The sequence below is a fragment of the Microvirga roseola genome (assembly GCF_020866965.1).
GTDB lineage: Bacteria > Pseudomonadota > Alphaproteobacteria > Rhizobiales > Beijerinckiaceae > Microvirga > Microvirga roseola.
Genome location: NZ_JAJATX010000093.1, coordinates 1 through 10108, shown reverse-complemented (window position 1 = coordinate 10108; position 10108 = coordinate 1). Strand labels below are relative to the sequence as shown.

Annotated in this window: 14 protein-coding genes; 8 read left to right on the top strand and 6 right to left on the bottom strand. The window is 62.4% G+C overall.

Features of this window, described 5'->3' with window-relative positions:
- The first annotated feature begins 218 nt into the window (after positions 1-218).
- From LG661_RS23385 to LG661_RS25585, 3 genes are all read left to right on the top strand, one after another.
- Complete coding sequence (locus LG661_RS23385) at positions 219-509, top strand: hypothetical protein (protein ID WP_230534397.1); 291 nt, start codon at positions 219-221, stop codon at positions 507-509.
- 398 nt (positions 510-907) lie between these two features.
- Positions 908-1351 carry a hypothetical protein gene (locus LG661_RS23380; RefSeq protein WP_230534396.1) on the top strand — a complete coding sequence of 148 codons (444 nt, stop codon included), beginning with the start codon at positions 908-910 and terminating at the stop codon, positions 1349-1351.
- A gap of 276 nt (positions 1352-1627) precedes the next feature.
- Positions 1628-1903, top strand: a complete 276-nt coding sequence (locus tag LG661_RS25585; RefSeq protein WP_407666823.1) for an antitoxin Xre/MbcA/ParS toxin-binding domain-containing protein — start codon at positions 1628-1630, stop codon at positions 1901-1903.
- 367 nt (positions 1904-2270) lie between these two features.
- Here the strand turns inward: LG661_RS25585 and LG661_RS23375 are convergent, their stop codons facing one another.
- From LG661_RS23375 to LG661_RS23365, 3 genes are all read right to left on the bottom strand, one after another.
- Positions 2271-2642: an ethanolamine utilization protein gene (locus LG661_RS23375; RefSeq protein ID WP_230534395.1), complete on the bottom strand. Its 372-nt coding sequence runs from the start codon at positions 2640-2642 to the stop codon at positions 2271-2273.
- A 99-nt stretch (positions 2643-2741) separates the two neighbouring features.
- Entirely contained in the window at positions 2742-3140 is a 399-nt protein-coding gene (locus LG661_RS23370; protein ID WP_230534394.1) for a RidA family protein, read from the bottom strand.
- Between the two features lie 180 nt (positions 3141-3320).
- The gene (locus LG661_RS23365) at positions 3321-4172 is read right to left on the bottom strand and encodes an SDR family oxidoreductase (RefSeq protein ID WP_230534393.1); all 852 of its coding nucleotides are present in this window, start codon (positions 4170-4172) and stop codon (positions 3321-3323) included.
- 99 nt (positions 4173-4271) lie between these two features.
- Between LG661_RS23365 and LG661_RS23360 the strand changes: the two genes are divergently transcribed.
- Both LG661_RS23360 and LG661_RS23355 read left to right on the top strand, forming a co-directional pair.
- Positions 4272-5171, top strand: a complete 900-nt coding sequence (locus LG661_RS23360; protein ID WP_230534398.1) for a LysR family transcriptional regulator — start codon at positions 4272-4274, stop codon at positions 5169-5171.
- A 59-nt stretch (positions 5172-5230) separates the two neighbouring features.
- Positions 5231-5368: a hypothetical protein gene (locus LG661_RS23355; protein ID WP_230534392.1), complete on the top strand. Its 138-nt coding sequence runs from the start codon at positions 5231-5233 to the stop codon at positions 5366-5368.
- Between the two features lie 158 nt (positions 5369-5526).
- Here the strand turns inward: LG661_RS23355 and LG661_RS23350 are convergent, their stop codons facing one another.
- Positions 5527-5757: an IS630 transposase-related protein gene (locus LG661_RS23350; RefSeq protein ID WP_230534391.1), complete on the bottom strand. Its 231-nt coding sequence runs from the start codon at positions 5755-5757 to the stop codon at positions 5527-5529.
- A 341-nt stretch (positions 5758-6098) separates the two neighbouring features.
- Between LG661_RS23350 and LG661_RS23345 the strand changes: the two genes are divergently transcribed.
- On the top strand, positions 6099-6557 hold the full coding sequence (locus LG661_RS23345; RefSeq protein ID WP_230534390.1) for a DUF1801 domain-containing protein: 459 nt from the start codon (positions 6099-6101) through the stop codon (positions 6555-6557).
- Positions 6558-6595: 38 nt separating this feature from the next.
- Here the strand turns inward: LG661_RS23345 and LG661_RS23340 are convergent, their stop codons facing one another.
- Complete coding sequence (locus tag LG661_RS23340) at positions 6596-7609, bottom strand: DMT family transporter (RefSeq protein ID WP_322098912.1); 1014 nt, start codon at positions 7607-7609, stop codon at positions 6596-6598.
- A 299-nt stretch (positions 7610-7908) separates the two neighbouring features.
- Here LG661_RS23340 and LG661_RS23335 point away from each other — a divergent pair, with 299 nt between their 5' ends.
- A complete protein-coding gene (locus tag LG661_RS23335) occupies positions 7909-8109 on the top strand; it encodes a hypothetical protein (RefSeq protein ID WP_230534389.1) in 201 nt (66 codons plus the stop codon).
- Positions 8110-8291: 182 nt separating this feature from the next.
- Positions 8292-8771, top strand: coding sequence for a cupin domain-containing protein (locus LG661_RS23330; RefSeq protein WP_230534388.1), 480 nt, complete (start codon positions 8292-8294; stop codon positions 8769-8771).
- A 71-nt stretch (positions 8772-8842) separates the two neighbouring features.
- Here the strand turns inward: LG661_RS23330 and LG661_RS23325 are convergent, their stop codons facing one another.
- The gene (locus tag LG661_RS23325; protein WP_230534387.1) at positions 8843-9436 is read right to left on the bottom strand and encodes a hypothetical protein; all 594 of its coding nucleotides are present in this window, start codon (positions 9434-9436) and stop codon (positions 8843-8845) included.
- Positions 9437-10108 lie beyond the last annotated feature (672 nt).

The following is a 10108-nucleotide window of genomic DNA, read 5'->3' as shown; positions in this document are numbered from 1 at the left end:
CCTGAATTAACATCACACCCGGATCACCCTCATGGGGCAGGCCAGGCAGCGTCCCTCCTTCGAGGTTGCGATCGCCGCCACGGGCCCGTCCCGGGAGCGGGACCAGTGGCTTCTGGCGCTCGAGCGCTGGGGAAAAGCGCAAGGACAGGTGCTGACCGGCAATCGACCGTACCGCAACACCACTGCGAGAAGCGCCTCCTTGCAGGGGGCTTCTCGCAGTGGTTTCCTTCATCATCGAATGGGTGGGCCTGGAATGGCTGGAGCGCGCTCTCGACCAAGCTGCCAGTGCATCCGAGGCACCTGAAGTGGACCTCTCTCCAGTTTTCAACCAGCTTCAGGAGCTCCTGAGCCTCACCCATAAAATCGATGCCCGAACACGCGTGGCCGAATATCGGACATGGGCGGCCGCACGGGCCACCTTGGGCCTTCCTGTTCCCCTTCCAGACATGAAGTCCGGCAACTGGGATCACTTGCTGGAGACTGACAGGAATGCTTCTGCTCAAAAGTGACCGCTCCAATAAAAGGTGCCAACTCTGTGGCAGGGCAGACACCACTCCAACGAGATCTTTGCATTTCGCCACAGAGACAGGAGGAGTGGATTTGAGGGAGGTCATCATCCTCGTTGCGGCGGCGTCCCTTGTGCTGGCTCTCAGCGGCTGGTGAGACCGCCGAACCGGGTCTTTCACCGATTTTGACCTGTTTTATTTTGCGCTCGGACCCGCGGCCATGATGACGTACGTCTGGCTCATTATGCTCATTCACATGTATGGGGATCGCGGAGACCGCTGGTAAGGTGCCAGGCCCTCCGAGGAGCAGGTGCGCACTCTTTGGTGGAGCACCCTGCCAAGCGTCCGAAGTCTGGGCATATCGATCAGGACTCGAACTCCCATCGCACATGAAGGCTGTCATGACCGAAATCGAGACAACGCCCTTTGGATTTCTCACCTACGCCGAGAGCTACGGCCGCGCAGCTTTCCTGCTCGTGCGAGCGATCGATGAAGGTGCCCGGATGGGATGGTCAGCTCCCGTCGCAACCCTTGCGCTCCATTGCATCGAACTCTCACTCAAGAGCGTTCTTGTCAAAGACGGAATGGCGCCCTCAGAGCTTCGCCAAGAATATGGGCATAACATCAAAAAGCTGTTTGCCGCGACGCCTCTGGATTGGTCAGACGTCGATACCAACGCCATCGACTTCAATGATGACGCTCTCGGTCCAGTGCCGCGGTACCGACGGCAGGACAGGCCCTACAATATCCTGCACAAAGAGCGCCTGTTTCCATTGATGGAGACGGTGTTTCACCGTTGTCTCCGATATATCGACCAGGAAGCAAGGCGAACACTTCGGCCGTGAAGGAGCAAGCAATGTGTCCAGGGCTAGGCGGAACATATGCCTTGCAGACCTCGACGTGGATCGCAGGGCCCGGGATCTGCGCATTAGGTCTTTTATAGGTTGATGTTGAACCGGCTCGTGTCGGGGCATCATATGCAACGTCGCGGGATCAACGGACTCTCGAGCAAGAATGTGCAAGCGCAGGGTAAAGGATGATGAGCGGAAACGGTCGGGACCAGCTGGTGATTGAAGACGTGATTGTCATCGCAAAGGCGCTGACCCGCATAACGGCCTGGCTTGATCTCTCAGGAACTTTGCGCGATTATCGGGGCAGCGGACGACAACAGCGTTCTTGATACCCTGGCGTCGAACGAAACGGTCTCGACAAACGCCCTGCTTCTTATCCGGCTCCACTCGTTGCTGACAGGCCTTGCTGGAGGCAATGCAGGTGCCGCCGCGTCATGGCTAAAGAGCTACAATGTTATTCTTGACGCTCGCCCGCTTGAACTCATGCACCAGCCGGTCGGGATAAAACGGGTTGTTGATTATCTTGAGAGCCGCAGCCGCCCTTGATCATCGCGATCATAACGGCCAGTGACGCCCGGCGACTGAGACTTTCTGCTGCCTGATCTGCGCTTCCCGCCATGCGGCCGTGGAAGATTTTTCCTGGCCTGCTGATTTAGGCGCAGGAGCAATCCAACCGTGTGTTTCAGAACCTGGGAGAAACAGCCCTGGCCGCTGCTCGTGAATCCTGCCTGCGCGATGGCCGCCGCGAGCAGGACCCGACTGGGGGCTGCTTCAGGTCCCAAAATCGTCCTGCGCTTAATTGAGGTCTGATATGCGCATGAGAGCAGACCTTGGTCATACTTCAGCTTCGTGCCATGAACGGACCTATAATGGTTTGTGACGGCTACTCGAAAGCCGACGTTCATTCAGCGTGCTAGTGGTGGTGGCGAGATGGCTTACGCGAGCACTCCTGCCAGTGCGGGTATGTGACGTAGGCGGTGATCGCCCCCTGCTCATGCGACCGGATCGTGACCGCCTCGCCCTTAGGCATATAGACGATCTCGCCCGGACCGGCGGTGACCGTGCCGGCACTCGAGGTGACCGACAGGCTCCCCTCCAGCATCACCATGACGTCGTGCACGGCAATAGTCTCGTCGATGCTCTGGTGAGGTCCGTAGCGGCCGTAGCCGATAGTAATTGGTCCACCGTGGCGCTGGTCGATTAGATTGCCCGCGAATACCTCCCCATCCTGGCCCGGCGAGCGCTCGAATGATGCGTCGGCGATAGAGAAACTACGAACAGTCATGGATTCCCTCAATTTGGTGCTGGGAGTTCGATAAAACACGGCAACCGGCCCCCAGAAGTACCTATCTGGGTCAAACGCGTGGTCAAATCTGGTGGCGGTTCAGGCGGCCGCGGGGATCCGTGCTATTGCCTTGATCTCGAAATCGAAGCCTGCCAGCCAATTCGCCCCGACAGCAGTCCAGTTGGGATAAGGCTTCTGAGGAAAAACTTCGTTTTTGACAGACATGATCACATCGAACTGTGAGGCAGGATCGGTATGGAATGTCGTGACATCAACGATGTCATCGAACGTGCAACCAGCCGCCCTTAGGACCTCACAGAGATTGGCAAAAGCAAGCTGCACCTGCTTTTCGAAGTCAGGCTCGGGGGAGCCGTCCTCGCGGCTCCCAACCTGCCCGGAGACAAAGAGCAGATCGCCTGATCGGATGGCAGCGGAATAGCGGTTGATCTCGTAAAGTGCCTGCCGGCCGGCAGGGAAGACAGCGTCGCGGTTAGACATTCTTCTTCTCCTTCAGATAGGGCGAAGCTTAAGCTTCGTCGATGATGTGGAGTCTCGGTTTGGTTCGCGATCATGATCCGCAACCGACATTCAGTTCTATCGATGGGCCTGACTGAGTGACAGGAGCCGCCAAACTCGGAGCGTCGATTCCCATCAAGGATCGTTCTCCTGCCCAGCACTTCAAAGCCGCGCCAGTTCTTCATCCGTGAAGTCGGCTGCAAGTGCAGCGGCCCTCTGATTGTCGAGTTCTTCAAGTCGACGAGTGAGTGCCGCGCGAACGCGAGCATAGGCATCGGCACCAAGTACAAGCCGTTTCGGAAGCGGATCGGTCTGATCGGCAAGCCGGATCATTGTATCCGTCATCCGGTCAGGATCTCCCTTGATTACCCAGCTGCCATTGCGTGCAGCTTCACGTATTTGATGAGCGGGCGTTCCCATATATGCGGCAAGTGGCTCAGGCTGCACGAGGTTGCCGCCAAAATCGGTGCGGGCGGGCCCAGGCTCGATTAGCGTGAGGGCAATGCCAAAGCTCTCGACCTCCTGGGCTACGGCTTCCACGAACCCTTCGATCCCCCACTTGGTCGCGTGATACAGGCTGAAGCCCGGATAGGTGATCTGCCCTCCCTCGCTCGAAACCTGAAGGATTCGGCCACTCCCTTGGCGGCGCAGATGCGGCAGGGCGGCCCGGATAAGAGCGATAGATCCGAGCAGATTGGTGTCAACGATATCGCGCAATTGCGCATCCGTTGTCTCCTCTGCGGCGCCCAGGATGCCATAGCCCGCATTGCTGACGATAACATCAATGCGTCCCAGATCGCTGAACGCATGGTCGACTGTCGACCTGAGCGAACCCAGATCTTTGAGATCGAGTGCGGCGATGCGAAGCTGCTCCGGATAGCGCTTGCGGATGTCGTTGAGCGCATCGGCACTACGACTGGTCCCGACAACCCGGTCCCCGCGTGCCAGGGCCTTTTCGGCCAGAAGCCTTCCAAGTCCGGACGATACGCCGGTAATGAGCCATGCTTTGGTCATTGCAGTACCTCTCTGTCTTCCCTGAAACAGGAGATAGCGCCCCTTCATTTGTATGATTAGACGTTGAAATCGGCAAAGGTTGGTGCAAAATCACCATCAATCATGCGTCCCTCTCTCAACGATCTCACCGCCTTCGTGGCGGTTGCCACCCATCGCAGCTTCCGCCGGGCCGCGGATGAGCTCGGCACGGCGCCGTCGACACTGAGCCATGCGATGCGGAGCCTTGAGGATCGGCTCGGAGTGCGCCTCCTCAACCGCACGACCCGCAGCGTCTCGCCGACGGAAGCCGGGTTTGAGCTGCTCAGTCGTCTGCAAGCGGCACTCACCTCGCTGGATGAGGCGTTGGACGCGGTCATCACCTTCCGAGGCAATGTGGCCGGCACAGTCCGGATCAACGCTCCACGTGTGGCCGCGACCGTCCTCGTCCGCGACATCCTCCCGCGCATGGCGGAACAGTTCCCCAATGTGACAGTGGACATCGTGGTCGAGGGGCGACTGATCGATATTGTGTCAGGCGGCTTTGATGCCGGCGTGCGTCTTGCGGGATCGATCCCGAAAGACATGATCGCAGTACCGCTCGCCAGCACGATACAGTTCGTCTGCGTCGCATCACCATCCTATCTCGATCGCGCCGGAGAGCCGAAAACCCCTGAGGATTTACAGCGTCATCGCTGCATCTGTCATCGGATGCCTAGCGGCAAGCTGTACCGATGGGAGTTCGAGCGGGCTGGGCAGGAATTGACGATCAATGCGACAGGATCTGTGGTTCTTGATGACGAGGAACTGATGGTGGAAGCTGCCGTGCAGGGCTTGGGTGTAGCGTATGTAGCGAATTGGGCTGCCGAAACCGCCATCGCGGAGGGGCGATTGAACAGGGTTCTGTCCGCCTGGATGCACGAGCCGGAGGGAGTGGCAGTTTATTACCCAGGGCATCGAGCCGTCCCGCCCGCACTGAGGGCATTCCTCGATGTCGTGAGGGATGTCAGGCAAGGCAAGTAGCAAGCGATCACTGGAGGTCTGCATCGGGTCAAACCGAGACGTAGAGCGGAAGTCTCAGAATGCCCGCTCATGCTGCAATTGCGGAAATCGAGCAAACACTTGGTTCGAACCGGATCTTGCTGAAAGCCATCAATGGCGATCCCGAGGAGCTTGGCACAGCCATTAGCGTACGTGCATATCTCGATCGCTGCTTCTGATCGTCCGCTTTGAATTGGTCGTGCGGGAGGTCCTTGGCACTTTGGCTTTCTCGGACCGGCAGAAATCAATGGCCGCCTCAAGGAAGGCTTGGCGGGCTTCGGAGTGCCTGCTCACGGCCTTGATCCAGGGTTTGTCTGCAATAAGCGTCACGAGCCGCTCAGGCATCGGTCTGGATCAGGAAAGCCTCGTAAGCCACCAGCTTGCCGCCTCCCGGTGGGCGGCCCTGGCGGGCCGGTGCCGGCGAGCCGGTGTCCCGCGCTCGCCGCACCAGCTTGATGGCGAAGCTCTCGCTGACGGCAAAGTGCTGGGCGGCCGCCCGGCAGGAATGGCCTGCCTCGACAAAGTCGGCAACTCGCACCCGAAGATCGAGAGAATAGCAGTGACCCATGATCCACCTCCCGCTCCAGGCAGTGAATCACAGATCGCGCCAGCCAAAAACCCCGAAAGTCAGATTTCCAGTCCGGTGCTTTAGGCATGAGTTTACCTACAGCTTACTGAAGTGAAGTTATTCAATATAAGCTTGTCAATTGTAGGTTGCAATGCTCTATCTACGCCTCATCACCTCCTCAGTATCCCGGCTCTAACCCCCAGTTCGCACTTACCTGCAAATACCTACCAACGGCATGTCCTTTTGGTCCTACAGACTGAATCTCATCATGACCCTGCGAAGGGACGCAATGGATCCACAGCAGACCTAGGATCACCAAGTGATTTGCGAGTGAAACCGCCATGACCAATGCGACATCAACCATGCACCCGAGCACCACCTCCCAACACCAAGAATCCCCCTCCCTCTCCCAACAGATCGATGCGCAAATCCAGCACCTCAACGACTGGCGCGGCGAGACGCTGGCGAAGGTCCGGGCGCTCATCCGGCAGGCTTTGCCCGATGTGGTCGAGGCGGTGAAGTGGCGTGGGGTTCCGGTGTGGGAGAAGGGCGGGATCATCTGCACGGGCGGGACCTACAAGGCCGCCGTGAAGCTGACCTTTCCCAAGGGCGCTTCGCTGAACCACCCGTCCCGCCTCTTCAACGCCAGCCTCGATGGCAACGCGCGCCGCGCCATCGACATCCATGAAGGCGGCACGATTGACGAGGAGGCGTTCAAAACCCTCATCCGCGAAGCCGTCGCCCTGAATGCGTCCTCGGCAAAGCGACCGAAACGCGCTTCGCCCCGCTCCAGCGCCTGAGCGCAAAGCGCGTCAGCGGCAGCCCGCGCGAGGCCCGTTCAACGCCACGGCGCTGAGCGCCCTGCCCGTTTTTCATCCTGACACCGCCCCCCGTCGTGGCCGTCCCCGGACTTGATCCGGGGATCATCCCGGCCATCCACGTCTTTTTGCGGAAGCGGGGTCAGGGCGTAGGCTATCCGCTCACCGAGGCCGCCCCACAGCACGGTGGCGAGCGGCATAACGTGATTGCGCCTCAGCGCAATGATGAGCACGCCGCACAGGGCCAGTCCCGTGCCGAGCGCCATCCGGGTGTCGAAGCGGTCGCCCGTCACGACGATGCCCATCGCCACCGTCAGCAGCGGGGTCATGATGGTCAGGGGCGCGATCAGGTTGGCGGGGTACTTGCCGATCAGGCCGTAATAGATCGTGTGCGCGACCAGGGACACGATGAGAGCGGAGAATAGCAGGGCCGCCACGAAGGCCCATCCCGCCTTCATCGCCTGGGCGGCCTGCCCCGTCTCGAGGCTGGCCGTCAGGAGAATGAGGGGCACCACGGAGGCGAGCCCGATCCAGGCTTGGAACTGCAGGGGCCGCACGCCCTTGATCTGCTTCATCATCACGGCGGCGAGCGAGCCGGCAGCCGTCGAGAGCAGGATCAGGACGAGCCCGCCCGAGAGGGGAAACCCGCTGCCCGGGTCCCACATGACGAGCATGCCGCCGGTGAAGGTCAGGGCGATGCCGAGGCCCCGCCTCCAGTGAATCCGCTCGCCGAGCATGGCGACGGAAAGCAGCGTCGTGATGGGAAGGCCGAGCTGGCTCACGACCGCCGCGCTCGACGGGCTCGCCGACTTGATGCCGAGGAAGAACAGGGCAAAGCCGCCGCCGCCCATGAGGAACCCGACGAGCAGCATGCGCCAGGTCGGCCTCGGGGCCGGAAGCAGCCATGGCAGGGTGACGAGGCCCACGATGCCGAAGCGGATCGCCGCGTAGAACAGCGGCGGGATCTCCATGCCCGATACGACGATCTTGCTGAGGACCGTATGCGCCGCCCACACGAAGCAGACGAAGAACATCAGGAGGAAATCACGGAAAGCCATAATGTGAAATAACGCAACCCTGTGCCGCGCCGCAAATGCCGTGAGGCCGGTAAGCTGCCCCCATGTCCTACGACCGGCAAAAGTCACAAGCGCCGCGTGCGCGTGGAACATCGGCTGCCGGGTGCATTATCTCCAAAACAAGCCTTTTCGCATCGCGGATGGCCGGGCGGTTTCCTGCCTGGGCCAGCCCGCAGCCTCGAGGAGAGCCAGAATGATGGGAACGCACAGGCCGTCACGAGATCGCTCGCCATGCGCCGGCCAACGGCTCCGTCGACATGAGAAGCGCCGCCGTCGGGACGGCCCGGATGGGAGCCTCCTCCGTGGGCGCCCTGGCCCTCGGCGCCATGGCGCTCGGGGCCTTCGCAATCGGCGCCCTCGCCGTGGGGCGGCTGGCGGTCGGGCGGGCGCGGATCGGCCGCCTGGAGATCGACGAGCTCGTGGTGGGTCGGCTGACGATCCGCGACAGGCAGCCGTAAGGCATCCGGGCCCTTCGGGGCAGGCCGCGTGTGAGGGACCGCGCCGTTGCCGCCCTTGCCGCCAAACCCCGCATTTCCTTGACAACCGCCCCGGAGAGGCAGAGCCTCTTCCCAGCGGCAGGGGCCTTTTTCCTGGCCGCCTTGTATGCGTCCGCCACAACACCCTTTTTCGGGAGGTCGCGATGCAGCCCTTCACGCTTCCAGTCACAGCTTGCGTTTCAGCCCTGCTCCTCGTCGCCGCGCCGGCGACGGCCCAGGAGCAGCACCGGCATGCCATGGCGAATGCCGGCGACGTCACCTGGAAGGACGGCCCTCCGTCCCTGCCCAAGGGGGCGCAGATGTCGGTCCTCTACGGGGATCCCTCCAAGGAGGGCATGTTCGTCATGCGGCTGAAATTCCCGGCGAACTACAGGATCCCGCCGCACACCCATACGACGGATGAGATCGTCACCGTGATCGACGGCGAGTTCAACATTGGTATGGGAGCCCAGTTCGACCCGGCGAAGACGAAAGCCATCACCACGGGCGGCGTCATCGCCATGCCGCCGGGCACCCAGCACTTCGTGCAGACCAACCGGGAGACGACCGTGCAGCTGAGCACGCGCGGCCCCTGGGGGATCGCCTACGTCAACCCGGCGGACGATCCGCGCAAGTCGCAATAGGACGGATCCGGCGCGGCCGGAACGTGGCCCCCGGGGGCCAGGCCCGGGGATGCCGCGAGCGGACAGGCGCGCTAGGGCTGACCCTGCTGCCCCTGCGGGCCGAGCCGCCGGAGCTCGCTCTGGAGGTAGCGGTTCGGCTCGACGATGAGGCCGTTGCGGGCATCGAGCCTGATGTTCACCTGCTCGCCGTTCCAGTCCGCCGTCGCGGTGTAGAACACGCCGTCCCGGCGCAGGTTGGAGACGTTGGAGAAGCCGCGCATCCGCAGGTACTCGCGCGCCTGTCCCGGCTCCACGAGCCCCGGATTGACCATCGGAGAGCTCAGCTCGCGCCGATCCAGGAGCGCCTCGAGGCCGGGCGTCGCGTTGCGGTTCGCGCCGAACTGCTGGCCCCGGCGCTGCCGTTCCTGCATCTGGCCCCGCATCCCCTCCTGCATCCCGTCCTGCATCCCGCTCTGCATCCCTGGGGGCCGGTTCGTCCCGACGGAGCTGGTGGTCATGCCGCCCTGCCCGGAGGGGCTGAGGATCATCACGACCGGCTGGCCGTCCGGGGCGCGGGCCTGCACGAGATAGGCCCGGTCGAGAATGCGGATGTTCTGGAAGCCCACCTGCCGCAGCTGGCGGCGCAGCGCGACGCGGTCGTTGAAACGGCTCTGGCCGGCGCCCATCCGGCTCCANCCGGGGCGCGGGCCTGCACGAGATAGGCCCGGTCGAGAATGCGGATGTTCTGGAAGCCCACCTGCCGCAGCTGGCGGCGCAGCGCGACGCGGTCGTTGAAACGGCTCTGGCCGGCGCCCATCCGGCTCCAGTCCATGGGCGCCGTCTGCGAGGGCTGCCCCCGGTAGCCCTGCGCGCCCTGATAACCGCCATAGCCCGTCTGGGCGAGCGCGGCCGTCGAGCCGCCCGCCAGGACGACGGCGGCCAGCATGGCAAGGGAATGTCTGTGCATGGGATCTCTACTCCTGTCGCGCCCCCGATCCTGGGGGTAATCGCGCCGGGGGGGAGGGATCCGGGCGAGGCTGCGGATCCGTACGGTACTGGACGGAGTCTGCGGCCGGAGAGGCCTGACGCCCCGCCCCGTCCCCCGGCCTTGTGCCGGGGGTCCCCGCCTTCACCCCCTCGCGGGAGAAGACATGGATGGCCGCAACAGGCCCGGCCTGTTCCGTCGTGCCCCTCACAGCCCTCATCCTGAGGAGGTCACGGAGTGACCGTCTCGAAGAGCCTGCCCCGGACTTGATCCGGGGACGAGGGCGTCTCCAGAGACCGCTGAAGCCTCCTTCGAGACACCGCTTGCAGCGGCTCCTCAGGATGAGGACGGAGGGATGAGGATGGGGGAGGAA

Excerpts from the sequence above, each read along its gene's own strand:
- LG661_RS23340 (WP_322098912.1), bottom strand. The coding sequence starts at position 7,609 with ATGTTCTTCGTCTGCTTCGTGTGGGCGGCGCATACGGTCCTCAGCAAG.
- LG661_RS23325 (WP_230534387.1), bottom strand. The coding sequence starts at position 9,436 with ATGGGCGCCGGCCAGAGCCGTTTCAACGACCGCGTCGCGCTGCGCCGC.
- LG661_RS23345 (WP_230534390.1), top strand. The coding sequence starts at position 6,099 with ATGACCAATGCGACATCAACCATGCACCCGAGCACCACCTCCCAACAC.
- LG661_RS23380 (WP_230534396.1), top strand. The coding sequence starts at position 908 with ATGACCGAAATCGAGACAACGCCCTTTGGATTTCTCACCTACGCCGAG.
- LG661_RS23370 (WP_230534394.1), bottom strand. The coding sequence starts at position 3,140 with ATGTCTAACCGCGACGCTGTCTTCCCTGCCGGCCGGCAGGCACTTTAC.
- LG661_RS23355 (WP_230534392.1), top strand. The coding sequence starts at position 5,231 with ATGCCCGCTCATGCTGCAATTGCGGAAATCGAGCAAACACTTGGTTCG.
- LG661_RS23350 (WP_230534391.1), bottom strand. The coding sequence starts at position 5,757 with ATGGGTCACTGCTATTCTCTCGATCTTCGGGTGCGAGTTGCCGACTTT.
- LG661_RS23375 (WP_230534395.1), bottom strand. The coding sequence starts at position 2,642 with ATGACTGTTCGTAGTTTCTCTATCGCCGACGCATCATTCGAGCGCTCG.
- LG661_RS23335 (WP_230534389.1), top strand. The coding sequence starts at position 7,909 with ATGAGAAGCGCCGCCGTCGGGACGGCCCGGATGGGAGCCTCCTCCGTG.
- LG661_RS23330 (WP_230534388.1), top strand. The coding sequence starts at position 8,292 with ATGCAGCCCTTCACGCTTCCAGTCACAGCTTGCGTTTCAGCCCTGCTC.
- LG661_RS23365 (WP_230534393.1), bottom strand. The coding sequence starts at position 4,172 with ATGACCAAAGCATGGCTCATTACCGGCGTATCGTCCGGACTTGGAAGG.